Source organism: Pseudomonas sp. MPB26 (assembly GCF_046605355.1).
GTDB lineage: Bacteria > Pseudomonadota > Gammaproteobacteria > Pseudomonadales > Pseudomonadaceae > Aquipseudomonas > Aquipseudomonas cedrina.
In genome coordinates this window covers 1,594,067-1,612,870 of the sequence record NZ_CP176793.1, presented here as the reverse complement: position 1 = coordinate 1,612,870, position 18,804 = coordinate 1,594,067, and the positions used below count along the sequence as shown (strand labels likewise).

Below are 18,804 nucleotides of genomic sequence, written 5' to 3'. Positions count from 1 at the left end.
CTGACACTCCGTATTCGCGAGCAAGTCGAATCGTCGCACCGCCGCTCCCACATTTGGTTTCGCGTCAATCTTGAACGCTTGCCAGCGCCTGAGACGCCGCAACGTAGTCCGCTTGAAACTCCGGCGATTCAATCCACGCCAGCGCGGCGGCTTCATCATCGGTATCCGTGGCCCACTGCCGATACTCGATCAACGCCGCCAGGATAAAGTCGGTGGCTTCCTCTTCGCCTTCCTGCTCCAGCACCAGCGCCAGCAACGGGTGGGCCAGGAACACGGCGCACAGGGCCTGCTGGCTGATCTCGCCTGCGCTGCGCATCTGTAAGAACAGCTCGGTCAAATCCACTGACTCAAGGTCAATGCGGCTGTCGTCGCCGGCAAACGCATCCGGTTTGGCCGCCACGGTGCGCTGGGTACGGTTCTGCTTGGCCTTGGCCTTTGCCCGGTGGGCACGTTTTTGCTGCTTGTTCGGCGAAGCCATGGGCTTGAGGTCCTGGGTCTGGATCTGGATGGGGTATTGAAGCGCAGGTTGGGGGAAATCCCAAGGGAATCTGTGCAAGGGCCCATTCGCCAAGCGTCACCGCGATTCATCATTATTGAGTCTGCGCCGTATGTTTTTCTTGGTAACACTTCGCTAATTTGCCAGTACTTGTAGCGGCTTCAACTGGCGATCTAATCTTCGGCGCCATACATCCGAGAGAAACGACAGCGACCCATGGACAGATTAAACTGGCAGGCACCTATTACGGAGGTCTCTATGAGTATCCCCCTTTCTCCCATCGTTTCAGAGTTTGAAACAGAAGAGCAGGCTGCCAGCTACGACCGTTGGTTTCGCGCCAAGGTGCAGGCTTCAATTGATGATCCTCGGCCCAGTATTCCGCATGATGAAGCCATGGCCGAAGTCGAGAGAATGCTAGAAGAGAGGCGTCAAGCTCGTCGTGCTGCTCGTTAAATGGCGACCTGAGGCTATCATCGCCCTGACCGAAATTATTGACTACATCGAGCAGTACAACCCAGCTTCCGCCACTTCTTTGTACTGTACCATTGTGACGGCCACCGAAGGTTTGTCTTCGATGCCTTACGGATTCAAGCAAGGCAGGTTGTCAGGCACTCGGGAGATGGTTGTTCATCCGAACTATTTGGTGGTCTATCGAGTGATTGAGCAGGTTGAAATCCTGACGGTGTTGCATACGCGCCAGGAATTTCCCTCGACTTTGACCGCACCGTTCCACTCGACCTCCTGCCAGTAGATACATAGGCTTGCACCTTTGCTGCCCACTAGAGTGTCTTCATGACCCGCGACACCCTCGAGCACAACCAGATTCCCCTCTATTTCTGCGCCGTCATCCTGGCTGCCGCCTTGGGCCTGCTCGCGCCTTTCTTTGCTCACCACCTCAGCGCATTGATCACGCCCTCCATCGCGGTGCTGATGTATGCCATGTTCCTGCAAATTCCGTTTCTGCACTTGCGCCAGGGCTTGAGCAACAAGCGCTTTGTATCAGCGTTGCTGCTGGCCAATTTCATCCTGGTGCCGTTGCTGGTGTGGGTCTTGACCCGCGGCCTTGCGGAGCGGCCTGCGTTGCTGGTGGGGGCCTTGCTGGTATTGCTGACCCCGTGCATCGACTACGTGGTGGTGTTTACCCATATCGGCAAGGGTGATTCGCGATTGATGTTGGCGGCGACGCCCGTGCTATTGCTGCTGCAGTTGGCGCTGTTGCCGGTCTATCTGAGCGTTATGCTCGGTGCGCAATCTGAAGTGGTGGTGGCGGCGGGGCCTTTTGTCGAGGCGTTCCTTTTGTTGATCGTGATACCGATGATCCTGGCGGTGGTCACGACTGCCATGGCGCGGCGGTCATCGCTCGTCAGTGTTTGGAATGACGCTTGGGCGTGGCTGCCGGTGCCGGCGATGGCGCTGGTGTTGTTCGTGGTAATCGGCTCGCAAATTACTTCGGTGGTACGGGATATCAACTTGCTGCTGCCGGTGATCCCGGTGTACGTCGGTTTCCTTTTGCTGGCGCCGCTGATGGGGGTGCTGGCTTCGCGGTTGTTCGCGCTCCCGGCGGTAACGGCGCGGGCGGTGACGTTCAGCGCGTCCACACGCAATTCACTGGTGGTGCTGCCTCTGGCATTGGCGCTGCCCGAGGATGTGCGTGGGGTGGCGGCCGCGGCGGTGATCCTGCAAACCCTGGTCGAACTGGTGGGCGAGTTGATTTACGTTCGGTTGATCCCACGGTGGATATGGCCCGCAGATCGCTGAGCCTGTGAATCTTCAGTTCCGTTCAGGCGCTATACAGGAGGGCGGTTGGCACCATATGCCGGCGTCCTCTACCTGGCAGGTCAACCGATGGATCATCGCAACCGTTTTCGCCTGGAATCCCTCGGGATTTTTCTGTTTGCCCTGTTGCTGTTCACGCTGGGGATCTGGAATCAGCAGCCCCAAGGGTTTGACGGACGCTGGGCGCTGTTCCTGCAGGAAATGTTTCGCCACGGTGCGAGCTTTTTTCCTACCACTTACGGCGAGCCCTATGCCGACTATCCGGGCACCGCGACGTCTCTGAGTTACCTATTTGCCCGGCTGTTCGGCGCGCCCAACCACCTGGCGAATGTGCTGCCCACCGCCCTGGCCTCCGCCGGGGTTGTTGCCCTGATCTATCGCTTGCTGGTTCCCGCAAATCGCCAGTGGGCGTTGCTCACCGTGCTGCTGACCTTGCTCACCACTCAACTGCTGGAAAAATCTCGCTCGGTGTGCCTGGACCAGATGGTGGCGTTGCTGTGTATCGGCAGTTTTTACCTGCTGCACAGCGGCGGGGGCTTGAGGCGGCTTGCGGTGTTCCCGTTGTTCGTCCTGGGCTTTGCGATACGCGGGCCATTGGGGCTGATCGAGGTTTGCGGGGTGGTGTGCGTGTATTGGGCGCTGGGCAAGCCTGGAGAGCGGGTCAAGCAAGTGTTGACTCACGGCATCATCGGTCTGGTGTTACTGGCGGCTTGTTGGTGGCTGCTGGTGAAACTGGCGCGTATCAGTGGGGGTGATGCATTCGCCGATGAGGTGTTCAAGATGCAGGTGGGCGGGCGCCTCGATGAAACCGGCGAGCCGTTCTATTTCTATTTCCAATTAAGTTTGTACCGCTACTTTCCTGTGGTGCCATTGGCCCTGGTCACGATGGTTGCGCTACGTCATCGCTGGTCCCAGCGGTTCGAGGGCGATGTGCAATTGGTGGCGCGCCTCGGTGCCTGCGGCTTGATGATTTTGCTCGGGCTGTCGGTGCCGCACTTCAAGCGCGCCTATTACATCCTGCCGATGGTGCCGATGTTTGCGGCTGTCGCGGCCTACGGGCTGCTTCAGGTGCAAGGCTGGTTCGCGGGCGTACGCCGTTGCTACGAAATGCTTGTCGCTGCGCTGCCGGCGTTGTGTGCGGTTGCACTGCTGGTCTGTCGGCACGGTTGGCAGAAGCACGGTTACTGGCCTGACGTTTCGCTGCCGTTGCTGATGGGCGTGCTGCTGGTGCTGCAAGTGGCTGCGCTGTTCGCCTGGCGTCAGGCGGCGCGGTTGGTGTGGCTCAGCCTGATCGCCTTGTTGGCCCAATGGTTACTGCTGGTGACGGTTGTGGAGCCGGCCAAGGATCTGCAGTTCGATACCCGGCAGTTTGTCGGCCAGGTAGAAGCACTGCGTTGCGCCACGCCTGGGCCGCTGGTGTTTGTCGACTTGGGCCGGGATACCTGGGCGGTGCGCTACATGATGAACCTGGATCATGATGAGCAACCGGTGTTTATCGGGGGCAATGCGCTTGAGCGGTTGAAGACACTGCCACGACCGTCATGGGTGATTGTGGCGAGCAAGCAAGCCGCACTTTTGAAGGGTGCGCCGTTGGAGCATCTGACGCCCACGTTCAAAGGGCGATTGAATGACAACCCTTTGTGGGTGTTTCTGCTTGAGTAGATGAGGGGGGATGCTGGGCTTCTCTAACCGAGCAAAGTGTTATCTCGAAAAGCCTGCGCTGCAGCCCTTGCGCAATAAGCCTCAAGGGTTTGGGAGGCGGAGCGATTATCTCGAAATCACCACACGGATAAGTCAAATTTCGGGCAACAAAAAACCCGCACCAGGCGGGTTTCTTGTTTGGTTCAGGCGGCATTCGCACCACCTGAAACTAATTAGTGGTGCCCAGAGACGGAATCGAACCGCCGACACGGGCATCAGTGCCGTAAACCCAGTAAAATCAGGCCTTTGCGGGGTCTGACAAGATCGAAGTGTACCCATGCTGTGTACCTCTGGCAATCGAGAGATACCAACCCTTCCTTCCGAAAGTCGCCGCAAGACTGGTGGGACAGTTCATAGAGGCTGACTGGCAGAAACTCAGTGCGATCATTAATGAGAAAGAAGTCAGACCCGTCTCCCTTGATTCGCTGACTTCACATCAGTTTTTAACCCAACGAAGTGCGTCTGGTGACTCCTTGGCGTCGAGAATGCTGGGAGCGGGCAACGGCTTGTTCTTGGATACGCTCGCACCGGTTGCATGGAAAGACTATGAGGCTTGTCTTCGTCGTCAGCGAGATGGCACCGAAAAGGCTCAAGAGTAAGTTGCCTATAAAGGCGGTGCTAACAGCAAAGAGAAAGCCAAGCGAATTCAACGGTGCCTTACCAAAGGTATGGACGTTTGCAGTCGGCAGGTCCATCGGAGTGACCGCAGGAGAAGAACGAGTAATCATTGTGACGCTCTGGATTGGGGTGACTGACGATCTAATCGCAGGGTTTGGCAGTCTGGCCCAATTCGAGTGCTCTTGAGATTCGGTGGTGCCGCCGAACAGCTTGCGTTGGGCTTAGTGCTGTTCAGCGGGCTATGAGAAGAGCATCTGCTCGGAAAAGTTAGACCTCTGGTGGAGTTGTATTTGGGGGAGTATTTGTTAGCCTACTTATCCCTAAGAAAAGCTTATCCGAATCAAGATAAGGTTTTAGTTTTCGCAGTCTGCGATAGTAGGCCAATAGTGCTCGAAGCTGGTGTAGAGAGTCTATTTGAAGCTCCCCGAACTGCGATCTATAGTCGCCCCAGTGCATCAGTCTAAAGAAAAAAGTAACGAGCTCATCAAGTCTCTGGATGACTTGTGGCGGTAGCGTGTGGCTAATGCTGTCGCCCTCGTCATCGAAGCCGTTTATGTTGTTTTCTTTGAAGTATCTGTAGGTCGAGGCGTAGAACTCTTCCAAGGCTATAAATGCGTCGTTATCGCTAAGCTGTCGAGCGGATATCTCGATTTGTTGTGCAAGTCTCGGTAGTAGATCGAGCTTAATATGACCCGGCGAGTTGTAGCGCATTTCTACAACTTGTGCTCGATGGATCGAAGGTGTTACTTGATTAAGCCCTGAGAAAAGATGAACCGCACTGAACCCGCCAGTCCAGTTGCCTGCGAGCCGGCCCAATGTACTTTGGATTGCCGGGCGGTGCAGGTGCTCGAGGCCGTAATGAAACGAATACAGCTGTTGATATATGCGAGGTATTGCGGCTATGTCGTCAATGTACATATCGCCGTCCAAGCCAAGAAAATACTCTTCGCTCACCTCTTCGGCGAGCTTGGACGCAGCTACGGTGGCGATCTCTGGTGTTAGGAAGGAGTCCGCGTCAGGTAGGTACACCTCGGGGAGCTGTGCGTAAGTGGTCTTTTTGGCGGAGTTTCGGCGTTTGGTCGAACTTCCAGTGCTGAAGACGGCAATCCATGAGGAGCTAATGAATATCTCTCGAAGGGTAACCTCAAGTTCAAGATAGCCCCTCAAATTTCCCCGGGATATGGGAATAACGCCCCAACGGTTGGTGTTTTCTGTGCAGTCCAGCCATGCGTAAAGCAAATCTTGCCCTTGCTCGTCCCGATAGAGACTCAGCATTGGACCTTCAAATTCTATGAGATCGGCGTTCCAAGTGTGCTTTGAGAAGAACTTTGGCTCGAGTTTCTCTCCGATGATGGATGGTAGCTTCATGGGATTGGGCCCACGCTTGTCACACTGGCGTTAAGGTTCGCCATAGCGTACGGGTGGAGATCGAAATGACCATGATTATCAACCGGAGAGCAAACGCCGTGAGCAGGGGTAATCGAGATGCAGGCGACGTGATCCCCCAGCTTTTTGCGCGCCATCTTGAAGCTTCTCTCTACGTGCTTAAATGCTACTACGCTTTGGTCGTATGTCAGGTACATCGATAGCCCCCAGCAGGAGCACACCTTGGACGGGGTATCCTCCCTTAAAAGCCGAGGGGGGTTCCTGAGCGCAACGGGGTGAAAGCATTGTGCGGTAATCGGGTGTGCAACCCATCTCCAAGCAGTCAGGGTAAGTGCCGATGCTCCAAAGGGTGGGCATTGAACGCCGTTATCGGTTAGCTCGGCCAGCGGTGCGGTATATGCGAAAGACGTAGCGTCCATGTAAACCCTCTCAGCTCCCCATGTTGGTGTCATTTCGCTATCATTTCATAGTCCTGCCGCTTGCGAAAGGGTGGCTGCCAGTGCTGGCTGCGCTCGTGGTGATAATTCGATGAACACGATGGAGGCGTTCTCTTTTCGCGAAGAGTTTAGATCGCCCCGAGCGAGATGGTGGTTTATTTTTTCTCTCCAAGACGATATTCCTGCGAGGTGCATGGTCTTGGGACGTTTCGCGAATTGCTCATGCTGGGTTTTCAATAGGTGTCGTTCGCTATCCTGTACGGTTGTAAGTGCAAATAGCATTTAGCGTCGGCACGCTATTTTCAAAATTTCAGAGATGACTGGAGCAATAGAGATGGCTGGTTATTTTTCGCCGCTCAAGTTTAATGTGCTATGAAACTGTCTGGGCTGAGCAATACATAAAGCGTAAAGTATAAAGTTTGTAGCTTGAAGTTGAATCGCAAGAAAATATGAATTAGCGAATAATGCCTATTAGTATTACCCCGGCGCTGCTACGTATTTGTTTCTGCTGACTTGAATCGTCAAGTAGTTGCCAGTGATGGCACCTTCCGGGTCATCTGCAAAAAAACACCCACTATAACCGGAACGACACCTCGTCGAGCCGACTGCCAATGGGGGTTATGCAGTGGATCATTACACGCACCGCTCTACCAGTTTCTGCCGATCACTATCACGGATGCTGCAAATACCCTCACTAAAGACGGAAAGGACATCGCGTCCGTTTCGCTTACTGAATGGGGGACCACAATTATGCTGACACCTACCGAGCTTGCCGAATTAGACAGACGTATCGGCGAACATACAGATCTTCTAATTGCAGCCAGCGACCAACGCAACCGCAGCGCTACCCGGAAGGCAACCAAGAAAGTTGCTTCCAAGACAAGCAATCGGGGTCGACCTTCCAAGGTCATCGTCAGTCCTTTTGAGGGTTTCATCGGGCCCTCTACTGAATACGGCCAGTATCCATACTTCGCATCGGACATCATCGAGGGTATCGCCAGACTTGACTGGCATGACCGACCAATCGGTCAAGGTGGGTCGTCCAAACCACTTTCTGTTAAGCGTCTTTTTAGGATACTTGCGCAACTTTCCAAGGTCACTACTGAATCAGTCGGGGATTTCTTGCACGTCAATACTCGGCAGGCTCAGCGATACGTGAAGGCCATCGAACTGGCAATGCCGTATCTCATGAAATCACGACCGCAATGTTTGGTCTTTGAGATGGACTACGGAGAAATACCAGCAATGCGTCCCAGCGACTGGACTGACGAACTGGAGACCCCAAGCGCTGAAGTCCTCGCAAAGTTGCACGGCGACATGCGAGACCTCGGGGAGCGAGCATGATTAAACGCCGCATACTTTAAGACCTTAAAGGACTCTGCGGGGAAGCATCGACCGGCTTATCGAATGCTGATTGTCCAGTTCGTACACGAGGGAGCATTGGCAATAGCCATCCTCGCCACAAAGACACCTTACAAGCTCGACTGCCTGCTATAGGGCTTCCTCTCAAGACACATTCAGGCTTTGCCCATCGTTAATGCAGCTCGCACTGCTGGGCAACCAATCCATCCAGTTCTTCTGATAGCGCCTTTCATGCCAAGCCGGGTCCCTTTGTCGGGGGCTGGATGCTCGGCTGTGGGTGCGACTTGAAGGGCGCTACCAAAAGGAAATCGACAAATGAATTCTATCGACGTTACCAATGCTACAAACACCTTGCTACCTATCGCTATTAATGGGCACTCCTTCAAGCCAAACGACGACGGACTTTGGAGTCTCAACGAGATTCATCAAGCGCTAAACCTTGACCCCGCAAAGCAGCCTTCAGAATGGCGCAATGATATTCAAGCCGAGCTTTCTAACTCCGGAAATTTGCGGAGTAAGGCCGGTCGGTATGGGGGAACCTCGGCAACTGAGTCAGGGGCAATTGCGTACGCCATGTGGGTCTCAACCGACTTTTACTTGATGGTCGTCAGCGCCTTCGTGGCTATGCGCAATGACTCCATCTTAAGCGCACGTCTGTCCCTGCTGGCAGCCGCTGAAGCAGATAGCAAGCTCGCGAAGGCGATTCCGAAAGCTGACCTCATTGATAGCCGTTTGACCGGTGCCGGAATCCCTTGGACACAAGCCTGTAGGTTGGCCGGGATTAACCAGCCTCAACTGGCTGCGCGATATCTGGTCCATATCCAGAAGTTCGTTTCGACACATCACCCCTTTGAATCGCGCGAGGCTCTCCGACCGTCGTTGCAAGGTTTTTCCGGTGGGTACTTCAAGTCCTGTTCAATGCGTTTCGGGAACGAAGATGGCTATCGCGTCACGGCCAAGGGACTCGTATGGCTTCAGGAACGCGCTCAAGAAATTAATGCTGCCATCGCTGAGAGAAACCGCAAGAAAGCCGCTGAACGCCGGAAAGCAGCGAAGACCCAGGCAGTGTAAGTGATCAAAATTTGGAGCAAATTTCTGAGAGCCCATCCTCATTCAAATCCCGTCCTGTGCGTCCCCCGTGCCGCCATTGGGGGCCACCTGATGAATCAAGTATTGACCCGGTCTTCGATGATCTTTTCGTGGTAGTTCTGAAGACCAAGAGCGAGTGTCGAAAAGGGCACCTCAAGCGTGGTCTATGGGGTATGCCTAATCGACCACGGGCGGGCAACTGGACGATTGTGGTTGTTTAGCGGGTGTTGACCATTACAACGACCACGTATATGGTTACCACACCTAAACGACTACATGGCGCTTCTCGATGTTCATCCGTGCTTACCTTCGGGCTTCCACCACTGACCAAGACGCCCACCGAGCCAAGGACCAGCTCACAGCCTTCGCACAGGATCATAGGCAGCGGGTCGCGGCTTACTACACCGAGAACGAAAGCGGGGCCACCCTCAAGCGCCCTGAGTTGTTCCGTCTGCTGTCTGATGCGCATCCCGGTGATGTTCTCTTGGTCGAACAGGTAGACAGGCTGTCGCGCCTCACAGAGGCCGACTGGCAGAAGCTCCGGGGGATTATTAAGGACAAGGAGGTCCGAGTGGTATCGCTCGATCTGCCGACCTCACACCAATTCATGGCGCAGGGGAGTGGAGCTTTGGACAATTTCACATCGCGGATGCTTGGGGCTATCAACGATATGCTCTTGGACATGCTCGCAGCGGTCGCCCGGAAGGACTATGAGGATCGTCGCCGTCGCCAGATGGATGGCATTAAGAAGGCGAAGGACCAAGGTGCATATAAGGGGCGCGGGGTCGATCAGGACAAGCACCAGCGCATTCTGGAATGTCTGAGCAAGGGTATGGGTGTACGGGAAACCTCAAGGGCTACGGGAGTCAGCACGGCCACCGTTCAGCGCGCCATAAAGCTTCAAAGTGGGCGCCCGCTGACGGCTTAGGCCGGGAGCGTTTGAGGAGGGCTGTTACCACGGCTAAGGACGAGGGTTTGCTACCTTTCTTCCTATCTGTATGGCTGAGAGCGTTCAGGCAGAAGCTTCGCGACCCTCTGAGTGAAGCTCCGAGAGAAGCCTTACCCCAAGCATCCTGCGTCGAGCAGGGCCGTTTGCTCTCGCAAAGAGCTTCCCTTTTTCTGCTTCGTACAGGGCCAGCTGATTTGAGATGTAATCGTCCAAGCTCTGTATCCAATGACCAGTGCTGCAAAATGAAAAAGCCTTCCCCCAGCCAAGGATCACTCGGTCAAGATTCTGTAGCGCGCCCGAATAGGTAGCTTTTGGGGAAATCGATCCGACTTCAATGCTGGCTCTCATTACGCGGAGCGATACTTCCAAGTCAGATGCTATTCGTTTCTTGAATCTTTCTCTCGTGCCTTTCGATGGCTGCACTAACCCCGGCGTGACATAGCAACCCAAGAAATCAAATCCATCTGAGGTAGAACCGCTTGAAGCTTTGTCGCTTGTTGCGGAGGGTAAATATGCCGTAAGCGAAAGCTTCGCGAGTTCTTTCTGTGCTTTGTTGAACGCTCGGGTTACACAACTCCTGTCCTTCCCAAGAATCAGGAAGTCGTCGATGTAGCGGAGGCAAGTTACATCTCCAGCGTTCATGCTCTTGTCGAAGTCGTGCAGATACAAATTGGCTATGAGCGGCGAAAGGGGCGAGCCTTGAGCCACACCTTCTACCCCAAGGGGGAAAATCTCATCAAGACCCTGACGTCGCAATACGTCAATGTTTGCAAGGTCTGTGGTGATCGCAGCTTGGAACAAAGCAACTGTGTCAGGACATTTAATGTGAGGTGCCACCAACTCCATCACTCGGTCCTTGTCGATTTTCGTGAAGAACTCCGCAATGTCAGACCGGATATGGAAGGCGGCCCCCTTGGAGATAGCCAATTTGGCATCGCTTATCGCCATGGCGACACGTTTGGTTGGAATACCGCCATAGCTTGTAGGGGTCGCGAGGGCTTCCTTTACGAACTTAATGCGAGTCTGCAAGGCGTCGAGTAGCGCTCTCTGAACGATTCTGTTCGGTACAGGTGAAAGCACTATGGGGCGAGAGTTACCGTTGGCTTTGGTTTTTGCCACGCCGGTCTGCTGTTTGAAGGTAAAGGTCTTTTTGGATAGCGCGCGCTGGATTTCGAAAAGCGACTTTGGGAGTCGGCTCTCGAAGTCTTTGGCTTCATTTTGGATGGTTACAGACGTAGACGACAGCGCGTTGCTTTTAACCTTTGTCCAGGCCGAATGCAGCGACTCCATGCTGTAGATCCGACGGTATAGCGGCGTTGCCAATGAAAACTCCTTGTTTGTTGGGAGCACCAGCGAACTCTCACCCAACTGCTACAGAGGACCTTCAACCATCGGGAGACCTCGAAGCCTTAACGGCGATCTTGGTCGCGACCCGCACAGCAAGCTCCGAAGAGAGATGGCTGGCGTCTGTAATACTTGGTTCAGTGCTGTGAGGCGGCTGGACCAGCAAGCAGGCGAGGCTGAGCGCAGTCACGAATAATCGCGATGCGGCGTGCGCCAAGTTGGCACGTTTTTGCATGAAAGCATGATTTCCCCCAGAGATTCTGCCAAGGCACGATAAATCGCAGCTTTATTAGATCTCGCGGTCAATCCCGCCCCATGCGCCAGGTTGGCACGTTTTTGCATGAGCGCATGATATCCCTCGAAGACGCCGCTGAGGTACAAATCGTACCTTTTTGGGTCTCGCGGTCAAGCGCGCGCCATGCGGCTGAACATCGAGCCCCACCCTGAAAATAAAGCTGCTAACCGTCTGGTGACCCCAACGTGCAGACAGAGTTACGGTTATTGACGCAGCAGTCGAGTGGCGCTCTTTACCATCGGGAGACCTCGAAGCCTTAACGGCGATCTTGGTCGCGACCCGCACAGCAAGCTCCGAAGAGAGATGGCTGGCGTCTGTAATACTTGGTTCAGTGCTGTGAGGCGGCTGGACCAGCAAGCAGGCGAGGCAGGCTGATGTTAACAAACGGTGCGCCGAAAGCTACTGCAATCGGACGGCTACTTCTTCCCGTCCAAGCGCGCCTTTCTGCAATAGTTAAGAGCGTACCGGCAGAAGTCCAGCGAGGATCGCAATGCGTGGCAAGCGGGCCAACTGTTCGTGCTGGGTCTTTAGCAAATGACGTTCGCCATAGCTGCGACTCACCGAGCCATCATCGTGACCGGTGATTGCGTCATGTATTTCCTCTGGGATACCCACTTCGCGGCACATCGTTTTGAAACTGTGGCGGAAACCATGGGAGGGGCTCACAGGTGTCTCAAGCTCGGCGACCTCTCGAAGGTACACGCCCCATCGCTTTCCGAAGTTATGTCCGTACCAGCCTGTAGGGTTGGGCTTAAGGGCCGGAAAGAGCTGTCCTGAGGTAGGTAGATCATCGACGTATTTCAAGAACCCAAGGTCAATGAGGTCCTGATGGATCGCAACCAAGCGGTGACTGCCTTTGGTCTTCAAGGTTCTGTCGTCATCTGACCCGTCCTCAGAGATTCCAAGGAGGTCCAAGTGCCAGATGCCGTCCTCAGACTTCCGAACTTCATCGGCTTTCATCTGGGCGATCTCTTCCCGGCGAGCGCCTGTGTAGCAGAGCAGTAGAGGCAGCCATTTCCAAGCTTCACCAAACGATGCCCGAGGGGCGGACCACTCACCTTTGAATAGCGGGCTGGAGAAAACCTTAATGAGCTCTGCTTGGGTGTAGCCTTTCCGAGTGGCAGTGCGCGATTGCTTGGCGCTCGCTTTTCGTAATGACTTCGTGATGCCTGACCCGATAACTGGATTCTCGGTTATGTATTCCATCTTCACTGCGTAGGCCAGGACTGAAGAAAGCCCCATGAGCTTGTTCTTGATGGTGGCGCTACTCAGCAAAGGCAAATCAAGCTGTTTTGCTCGGGCAATCTGCTCGTGAGCGTTGAGCGCTTTAAGGCCTTCACCCTTGGAGGGCATCTGGCGAAGCAGGCCGTAAAACTCTTCGATGGTCTTGCGCTTGATCTGCTTAACAGGGAGGTCACCTGAACTGGCCTAATGATTTTGGACACTTCATTCGGGCGCTATGATAGCGCCCAAATTTGAGGTGTTTGGATATGCGTAAATCTTATTCGAGTGAGTTCAAGCTCAAGGCCGCCAGCATGGTGTTGGATGAAGGTCAGCCAGTTACCGAAGTCTGTGCCAGCCTGGATATCGGCCCCACAGCGCTGCGTCGCTGGGTCGATCAAGTGCAAAAAGAACGCTTGGGCTCGACTCCCGTAGGGGCCAAGGCGATTACCGCTGATCAACGAGAAATCCAGAGGCTCAAAGCTCTGCTCAGAGAGAAAGACCTGGATATCGAAATCCTAAAAAAGGCCAGTGCTCTCCTGCTTTTGGACGCCAAAGATCATTCACGTTGATCGATGAGCTGGACGAGCAGTACGGCGTTAAAAGGTGTTGCCGGGCGTTCGGGGTCAACCGCAGTAGTTTCTACGCTTGGCGCCAGCGCCAGGGCAGAGCAAATCCTGAACGGGACAAGCTCAAGGCCGCGCTGGTCAGGCACCACAAGGCGTCCAGAGAGTCGGCCGGCGCACGTACATTGTCCAAGGAGCTACAAGCCAAAGGGCATCGTATCGGACGTTATATGGCTCGCAGTTTGATGCGCGAAGCTGGCATCGCTAGTCGTCAGCGCAGGCGCCATAAGTACAAGTCGCCGGGCGCGGAGGCCTTGGTGGCGCCACACGTGCTCAAGCGGAAATTTGATGTGACGGCGGTTAATCAGGTGTGGTGTGGCGACGTGACTTACATCAAGGTCGGCAAGCGGTGGATGTACTTCGCCGCCGTTCTGGATTTGTACGCTCGCAGGATCGTAGGCTGGTCGTTCTCGATGATTTCTGATGCCAACCTGACCTGCGAAGCGCTACGCATGGCGGTTGAGCTACGCGGCCATCCCCAGAATGTGTTGTTTCATTCTGACCAAGGTTGTCAGTACACCAGTCATAAGTTTCGAAACGAGCTGCTCAAACAGGGTTTTAGGCAAAGCATGAGCCGTAAAGGCGAGTGCTGGGATAACGCCCCGATGGAGCGTTTCTTTGGCAGTTTGAAATCAGAGTGGGTGCCTGAAACGGGCTACAAACTGGAACATGAGGCCCGAGCAGACGTGCAGCGCTATGTCTCTCGCTACAACATCAGCAGGCCTCACAGCTACAACGACTACCGGTCGCCGGTCATGAAGGAAAGGTTGGCGGCGTGAACCGTAATCAGTGTCCAAGATTACTTGACCAGTTCAACCCAACAGCTCCACGAATCGAACGATTGTGGTCTGGTATTCCCCAGCGGTCTTTTCAACGTCGCGTTTTCCATCACCCATGTGACGGTGATTACGAGACCAATGCTCGAAGACTGTCGATAACGTCTCTTCTGGGCTCTCAGGTTTCGCCCTATCGATGCTCAATGGGGCTTCGTGAGGAAGCTCAAGGATTGCGGAGTAATTGCCGTAGTGGCGCTTATGGGCGATCTCAGACAATTCCAGATACTGCGTCAGGAATGCCTCGTAAACATATCGATGGAAAGGCGTATCGGGCAAGGGCATCGGCAACGAAACCTTCGCCAGTTCCTCGGCTATCGTTTGGTCAAGGTGCTGTCGGTCGCGCGCGGTCATGCCATCGGGGCTAAGCAAGGCCCTCGGACTTCTATGACTCAGAAGGTCGCGCAGCGTCTCGTAGTTGTCATTACCCAGATCCACAAGGAACCCCTGAAATCTTCCGGTCGATTCCATATGACCAAGCTCAGCCTTCGCCCATCTCGCAGCGAGCTGAATAGCATCTTGAAGGGTCGGGGTGTGGGTGCCGGAAAGCTGGAGGCGGATGTTCAGGAAGAACTCTTCCGAGTGACCCCATGCAGCTGCAAAACGGGTCTTTGCCTCGCGGGCGTCTTTAGTGCCCAAGGTGCGCTTGTAGGTCTCGCCTGCCTCAGGAAGGAGCGGCTTGATGTCCTTCGGGATACGGCGGCGAATGTAGTAGGTCCCGGTGCGGGGATCTTTCCAAGGTTGTGCCATAAATCCCATCGTGTACCCGCCATGTGTACTCATGCGTGACGGGTTACAGCAACTCCAAAAAGTAAAAACCCCCGAGACCTTGCGGAATCAGGGGTTTTCGGTATTTGGTGCCCAGAGACGGAATCGAACCGCCGACACGGGGATTTTCAATCCCCTGCTCTACCGACTGAGCTATCTGGGCAACGGGGCGCATTAAACGGGTTTTTCAGGGGGTCGTCAAGCAAGTTTTCAAAAAATATTTAATTATTACCGTCGCTTACGTGCCGACCCTGGTTTTTGATCAATTATTGAGCAGGCGGCACGTAGCCGTCGGCCTTGGCGTAATCTTCGCCGGAAAAGAACTTGTCCATCTCGCCCTGCAGGTATTTGCGGTCTTCGGCGTTCATCATATTCAGGCGTTTTTCGTTGATCAGCAGGGTCTGGTGTTTCTGCCAGTCGCCCCACGCCTTGGCGGAAACATTGTCGTAAATGTCCTGGCCCTTGGCGCCCGGAAACGGCGCTTTTTCCAATCCGGACAGTTCTTCTTTGTACTTGCGGCACATTACGGTGCGGGTCATGACGACACTCCTGCATTCAATACGTCGGCCGCGCGCTTGAGCAGTTTCTTGACCGGGGCGGCAAGGCCCAGGCGCGGCGGGGTGGCGAGGTTATACCAGAGCCAGTCGGCCTCGGCCACGTGATGGGCCGATTCCTCGACCTGGACCAGCCAGGGTTCGATGGCCAACTGAAAGTGGCTGAAAGTGTGGATCAGCCCCGGCAGCTCCTGTTGCTTGCCCAGTGCCAGCGCGTGCTGGTGAGCCAAGTGTTCGAGGTCTGTCAGGTCGTCCAGTTCCGGCAAGCTCCACAGGCCGCCCCACAGGCCCGTCGAGGGGCGGCGATAAAGCAGAATCGCGCCTTCGGCGTTGGCCAGCAGCGGCATCAGCGTGCGCTTCTGTGGAATGGTCTTGCGTGGCTTGGGGATCGGGTAACGAGTCTCCAGGCCGAGCATGTGGGCTTCGCAGCCTTTTTCCAGCGGGCACAGCAGGCAGCTGGGTTTGCTGCGGGTGCAGAGGGTGGCGCCCATGTCCATCATTGCCTGGGTGTAGGCGTTGACGCGATCATGTGGCGTGAAGCGCTCCGCGGTGGCCCAAAGCTGCTTGGCCACCTTGGGTTCGCCCGGGTAGCCCTCCTGTGCGGTAAAGCGTGCCAGTACGCGCTTGACGTTGCCGTCGAGAATCGGCGCGCGCAGGCCCATGCTCAGGCTGGCGATCGCACCGGCGGTGGACAGGCCTATGCCGGGCAACTCGGTGAGTTTCTCGACATCCTTGGGAAACTCGCCGCCGTACTCGGCCACGATAATCTTCGCGGTCTTTTGCAGGTTGCGTGCCCGGGTGTAGTAACCCAGTCCGGTCCACAAATGCAGCACTTCATCTTCCGGCGCGGCGGCCAGGGCTTCGACCGTCGGCAGCGAGGCCATGAACCGGTCGAAGTAATTGAGCACGGTGCTCACCTGGGTCTGTTGCAACATGATTTCCGAGACCCACACGCGGTAAGGCGTGATGCCCTGTTGCCAGGGCAGGTCGTGGCGGCCGTGGCGGTCATACCAGGTGAGTACCGCTTCTGAAAATTGCTCGTTTCTCATCGGTTGAACAGGCCTTTGAGTGCGTCTTTGAGCTTCGGATTGACCTTGTCGAGTTTCTCTTCCAGCTTCTCGTTGAGGCGGTTGCCCGCCGCCTTGATCGCGACCTGGCCCAGGCCGTCCTTGTCCAGGCGGCACGCCTTGGCGCCCAGTTCCAGCGGGCCACGGCAGCGCAGCGGCACTTCGATGCCCTGGAAATTGGAGCCTACTTCACAGGCCGGATCCGGCACTTCGCGCTGATCGCCTTCGACGATGATGCCGACGCGATAATCCATGCCCAGTACACGCAAGTCGATGTCGCCGTTGCCGTTGACCGCGAGGCCCGGAATGCGCACTTTCAGGTCCGGGTTGCTGGCCACGCCGTTACGGAAAGTCAGGTTGCCCTTGAGTTCCTGGAAGGGGGTGTCCTTGCCCCGTGGCTCGCTGGCCAGGGTCTTGCGGTTGAGCATGGCGATGCCGGTGCACAGTTGCTGTTCAAGGTTGGCGTTGAGCAGCACACCGTTATTGATCACGAAACTGGCTGTGCCGTTGAGGCTATCGATCAAGGCTTTCTGGCTATTGCCGCGGCCGGTGAGGTTGCTGTCGAGGGTGACCTGGCCTTTCACCGGAGGGTTCTGCCCCTGGGCTTGCAGGATGCGTTCGGCCGGTACTTGCTTGATCCGGCTTTGCAATGCCAGCAGCGGAATATCCTGGCGCACGTCAAGGCTGCCGCTGGCCTGGAACGTGCCGTTGTAGAGCCCGCCACTGAGGGTTTCGAGCTTGAGTTGGCCGTCGATGCCGGAAGCCTTGAGCGCGGCATTCTGGATCGGCAGTTGGCTCAGGGTCAATTGGCCGAACGCGAGGTCGGCGTCCACATCCAGCGTGCGCAGGCGGGTCAATGGCAACAGTTTGTCGGTGCTCCAGGCGCCTTTGGTGGGAGCGTCGGGCAGCGGTGTGGTGCCGCCGGCAGCCATGGCCCCGGCTTCGCTGTTCTGCACTTCGGCCTGGCGCGCCGCGGTTGCGCCTTTGGCTGATTCGGACTTGGCCGGCAGATAATTGTCGGCGTTGAAGGTATCGCCCTTGAGCTGAACGCGCAGCGATTGCTTGGCGAAGTCGTCGACGGCCACGCGGCCGGTGAAGGTGCTGCCGTCGAGTTTCAGGTTCAGGTCTTCCAGCGCCACGCTGCTCGGTGTGCCCTTGAGACGGCTGACCAGTTCGACCTTGCTCAGGCTGCCTTCGGCCATAGGCGGCAAGGGATGGCCGACACTGTCGAGGAACTTGGCCAGGTCAAACTGGGCGATGGACAGGGCGCCGCTCAGTTGCGGGGTCTTGTCCAGGTCGTTGACCTTCAGTTCGCCCAAGGCGCGCAGTTGGTTGGCCGACAGCTTCATGTTGGTCCATTCGGCGATGTTGGCCGCCTGGTCGACGAGTAGTTGGCCCTGGGTGGAAAAGGTCACGGTCTTGCCTTGCAGCGGCTCGCCAGTGGCTTCGCCGGTGACTTTCAGGTCTTCAAGCTGGTAGCGCTTGAGCGCACGCTGGATGCGCAGGTTGCCGTTGAGCTCGGTCTTGACCCGCATTACCGGCTGGTTGCTGCCGAAGAAAGCGGTGAGTTTCAGCGGAATGCTCGCGCCTTCGTGCACGGCACCGGCGCTGAGCTGGATGCTCTCGGCGCTGAACTGCTTGCCGGTCTGCTCATCGTTGTATTCGATGCGGGCGTTGTTGACCGTCAGGCTGTCGATGTCCAGGCGGATCGGCTGGGTCGGCTTCTCCGGTTTGGCCTCGGGCGCAGGTGTAGACGGGGCAGGGGCGTCGGCGCCGGCCACCGGGGCGTTCTTGCCGATGTCTTCCCAATTGCCATGGCCCTGCTTGTCGCGGTTGAGGCGCAGGTTCAGGCCCTCGACACGCACATCGCTCATCTGCACTTCGCGGCGCAGCAGCGGCAGCACGCGCACCGACAGGCCGAGCATCTGCAAGTCAGCGAAAGGTTGAGTCGGGTTGGTCAGGGTTGCCACGCTGGCTTCGTGCAGTTCAAGGCCGAGCCAGGGGAACAGGCTCCAGCCGATATCGCCATTGAGCGTCAGCTCGATGTGGGCCTTGTCGCGGGCAATCTGGCGAATCTCGTCTTTATAGTCGTTGGGATCGAAGAGATGGGTCAGGGCAAAGCCTAGAGCCACAATGATCAGCAACAGCCCGAGGAGTACCAGACCCAGGATTTTGCCGAACGCTTTCATGGGCGAGTCCTTGTATGTCGATTTGAAAATTCAGCCGCAGAGTATAACGCCCGACGGCCTGCGTCAGTTCACCGATCGTTACATTGTATCCGC

General features: G+C 56.0%; 17 protein-coding genes and 1 tRNA gene. 9 read left to right on the top strand and 9 right to left on the bottom strand.

The annotated features are described in order from the left end of the window. Positions 1-64 precede the first annotated feature (64 nt). Positions 65-478: a hypothetical protein gene (locus ACLH0H_RS07455; protein ID WP_411382383.1), complete on the bottom strand. Its 414-nt coding sequence runs from the start codon at positions 476-478 to the stop codon at positions 65-67. A 276-nt stretch (positions 479-754) separates the two neighbouring features. Here ACLH0H_RS07455 and ACLH0H_RS07450 point away from each other — a divergent pair, with 276 nt between their 5' ends. The 4 genes from ACLH0H_RS07450 to ACLH0H_RS07435 all read left to right on the top strand — a co-directional run bounded on the left by ACLH0H_RS07450 (position 755) and on the right by ACLH0H_RS07435 (position 3,934). Further along, the gene (locus ACLH0H_RS07450; RefSeq protein WP_076951640.1) at positions 755-949 is read left to right on the top strand and encodes a stability determinant; all 195 of its coding nucleotides are present in this window, start codon (positions 755-757) and stop codon (positions 947-949) included. Continuing rightward, positions 936-1,247, top strand: coding sequence for a type II toxin-antitoxin system RelE/ParE family toxin (locus ACLH0H_RS07445; RefSeq protein WP_411381535.1), 312 nt, complete (start codon positions 936-938; stop codon positions 1,245-1,247). Before ACLH0H_RS07450 ends, ACLH0H_RS07445 begins: the two co-directional genes overlap by 14 nt. A 41-nt stretch (positions 1,248-1,288) precedes the next feature. Beyond that, positions 1,289-2,254, top strand: a complete 966-nt coding sequence (locus tag ACLH0H_RS07440) for an arsenic resistance protein (protein WP_411381534.1) — start codon at positions 1,289-1,291, stop codon at positions 2,252-2,254. Between the two features lie 87 nt (positions 2,255-2,341). Continuing rightward, a complete protein-coding gene (locus ACLH0H_RS07435) occupies positions 2,342-3,934 on the top strand; it encodes a hypothetical protein (RefSeq protein ID WP_411382382.1) in 1,593 nt (530 codons plus the stop codon). A gap of 924 nt (positions 3,935-4,858) precedes the next feature. Here ACLH0H_RS07435 and ACLH0H_RS07430 read toward each other — a convergent pair. Continuing rightward, positions 4,859-5,959, bottom strand: coding sequence for a DUF6575 domain-containing protein (locus ACLH0H_RS07430; RefSeq protein ID WP_323156804.1), 1,101 nt, complete (start codon positions 5,957-5,959; stop codon positions 4,859-4,861). Positions 5,960-7,164: 1,205 nt separating this feature from the next. Between ACLH0H_RS07430 and ACLH0H_RS07425 the strand changes: the two genes are divergently transcribed. The 3 genes from ACLH0H_RS07425 to ACLH0H_RS07415 all read left to right on the top strand — a co-directional run bounded on the left by ACLH0H_RS07425 (position 7,165) and on the right by ACLH0H_RS07415 (position 9,793). After that, a complete protein-coding gene (locus ACLH0H_RS07425) occupies positions 7,165-7,758 on the top strand; it encodes a hypothetical protein (protein ID WP_411381533.1) in 594 nt (197 codons plus the stop codon). Positions 7,759-8,091: 333 nt separating this feature from the next. Then, positions 8,092-8,847 carry a KilA-N domain-containing protein gene (locus ACLH0H_RS07420; protein WP_411381532.1) on the top strand — a complete coding sequence of 252 codons (756 nt, stop codon included), beginning with the start codon at positions 8,092-8,094 and terminating at the stop codon, positions 8,845-8,847. A 307-nt stretch (positions 8,848-9,154) separates the two neighbouring features. After that, entirely contained in the window at positions 9,155-9,793 is a 639-nt protein-coding gene (locus tag ACLH0H_RS07415) for a recombinase family protein (RefSeq protein ID WP_411381531.1), read from the top strand. A gap of 84 nt (positions 9,794-9,877) precedes the next feature. Here ACLH0H_RS07415 and ACLH0H_RS07410 read toward each other — a convergent pair whose 3' ends face one another. Then, positions 9,878-11,104 (bottom strand): reverse transcriptase domain-containing protein, encoded by a 1,227-nt coding sequence (locus ACLH0H_RS07410; protein ID WP_411381530.1) that lies wholly within the window; start codon positions 11,102-11,104, stop codon positions 9,878-9,880. A gap of 802 nt (positions 11,105-11,906) precedes the next feature. Beyond that, positions 11,907-12,806 (bottom strand): site-specific integrase, encoded by a 900-nt coding sequence (locus ACLH0H_RS07405; RefSeq protein WP_411381529.1) that lies wholly within the window; start codon positions 12,804-12,806, stop codon positions 11,907-11,909. A gap of 137 nt (positions 12,807-12,943) precedes the next feature. On the opposite strand from ACLH0H_RS07405, the gene ACLH0H_RS07400 reads away from it, so the two are divergent. Continuing rightward, entirely contained in the window at positions 12,944-13,246 is a 303-nt protein-coding gene (locus ACLH0H_RS07400; protein WP_014717988.1) for a transposase, read from the top strand. Further along, positions 13,243-14,079, top strand: a complete 837-nt coding sequence (locus tag ACLH0H_RS07395) for an IS3 family transposase (protein WP_411378539.1) — start codon at positions 13,243-13,245, stop codon at positions 14,077-14,079. The genes ACLH0H_RS07400 and ACLH0H_RS07395 overlap by 4 nt, the downstream gene beginning before the upstream one ends. A gap of 33 nt (positions 14,080-14,112) precedes the next feature. Here the strand turns inward: ACLH0H_RS07395 and ACLH0H_RS07390 are convergent, their stop codons facing one another. The 5 genes from ACLH0H_RS07390 to ACLH0H_RS07370 form a co-directional block, all read right to left on the bottom strand. Further along, positions 14,113-14,883, bottom strand: coding sequence for a DUF6538 domain-containing protein (locus ACLH0H_RS07390; RefSeq protein ID WP_411381528.1), 771 nt, complete (start codon positions 14,881-14,883; stop codon positions 14,113-14,115). A gap of 105 nt (positions 14,884-14,988) precedes the next feature. Then, positions 14,989-15,064 (bottom strand) — tRNA-Phe (locus tag ACLH0H_RS07385). Between the two features lie 103 nt (positions 15,065-15,167). After that, positions 15,168-15,440: an oxidative damage protection protein gene (locus ACLH0H_RS07380; RefSeq protein WP_076951645.1), complete on the bottom strand. Its 273-nt coding sequence runs from the start codon at positions 15,438-15,440 to the stop codon at positions 15,168-15,170. After that, positions 15,437-16,504 (bottom strand): A/G-specific adenine glycosylase, encoded by a 1,068-nt coding sequence (gene mutY / locus ACLH0H_RS07375; RefSeq protein WP_411381527.1) that lies wholly within the window; start codon positions 16,502-16,504, stop codon positions 15,437-15,439. The genes ACLH0H_RS07380 and mutY overlap by 4 nt, the downstream gene beginning before the upstream one ends. Continuing rightward, entirely contained in the window at positions 16,501-18,711 is a 2,211-nt protein-coding gene (locus tag ACLH0H_RS07370; protein WP_411381526.1) for an AsmA family protein, read from the bottom strand. The genes mutY and ACLH0H_RS07370 overlap by 4 nt, the downstream gene beginning before the upstream one ends. Between the last annotated feature and the right edge of the window lie 93 nt (positions 18,712-18,804).

Excerpts from the sequence above, each read along its gene's own strand:
- ACLH0H_RS07440 (WP_411381534.1), top strand. The coding sequence starts at position 1,289 with ATGACCCGCGACACCCTCGAGCACAACCAGATTCCCCTCTATTTCTGC.
- ACLH0H_RS07420 (WP_411381532.1), top strand. The coding sequence starts at position 8,092 with ATGAATTCTATCGACGTTACCAATGCTACAAACACCTTGCTACCTATC.
- ACLH0H_RS07370 (WP_411381526.1), bottom strand. The coding sequence starts at position 18,711 with ATGAAAGCGTTCGGCAAAATCCTGGGTCTGGTACTCCTCGGGCTGTTG.
- ACLH0H_RS07400 (WP_014717988.1), top strand. The coding sequence starts at position 12,944 with ATGCGTAAATCTTATTCGAGTGAGTTCAAGCTCAAGGCCGCCAGCATG.
- ACLH0H_RS07435 (WP_411382382.1), top strand. The coding sequence starts at position 2,342 with ATGGATCATCGCAACCGTTTTCGCCTGGAATCCCTCGGGATTTTTCTG.
- ACLH0H_RS07380 (WP_076951645.1), bottom strand. The coding sequence starts at position 15,440 with ATGACCCGCACCGTAATGTGCCGCAAGTACAAAGAAGAACTGTCCGGA.
- ACLH0H_RS07430 (WP_323156804.1), bottom strand. The coding sequence starts at position 5,959 with ATGAAGCTACCATCCATCATCGGAGAGAAACTCGAGCCAAAGTTCTTC.
- ACLH0H_RS07390 (WP_411381528.1), bottom strand. The coding sequence starts at position 14,883 with ATGGCACAACCTTGGAAAGATCCCCGCACCGGGACCTACTACATTCGC.
- mutY (WP_411381527.1), bottom strand. The coding sequence starts at position 16,504 with ATGAGAAACGAGCAATTTTCAGAAGCGGTACTCACCTGGTATGACCGC.
- ACLH0H_RS07425 (WP_411381533.1), top strand. The coding sequence starts at position 7,165 with ATGCTGACACCTACCGAGCTTGCCGAATTAGACAGACGTATCGGCGAA.
- ACLH0H_RS07455 (WP_411382383.1), bottom strand. The coding sequence starts at position 478 with ATGGCTTCGCCGAACAAGCAGCAAAAACGTGCCCACCGGGCAAAGGCC.
- ACLH0H_RS07415 (WP_411381531.1), top strand. The coding sequence starts at position 9,155 with ATGTTCATCCGTGCTTACCTTCGGGCTTCCACCACTGACCAAGACGCC.
- ACLH0H_RS07410 (WP_411381530.1), bottom strand. The coding sequence starts at position 11,104 with ATGGAGTCGCTGCATTCGGCCTGGACAAAGGTTAAAAGCAACGCGCTG.
- ACLH0H_RS07450 (WP_076951640.1), top strand. The coding sequence starts at position 755 with ATGAGTATCCCCCTTTCTCCCATCGTTTCAGAGTTTGAAACAGAAGAG.
- ACLH0H_RS07405 (WP_411381529.1), bottom strand. The coding sequence starts at position 12,806 with ATGCCCTCCAAGGGTGAAGGCCTTAAAGCGCTCAACGCTCACGAGCAG.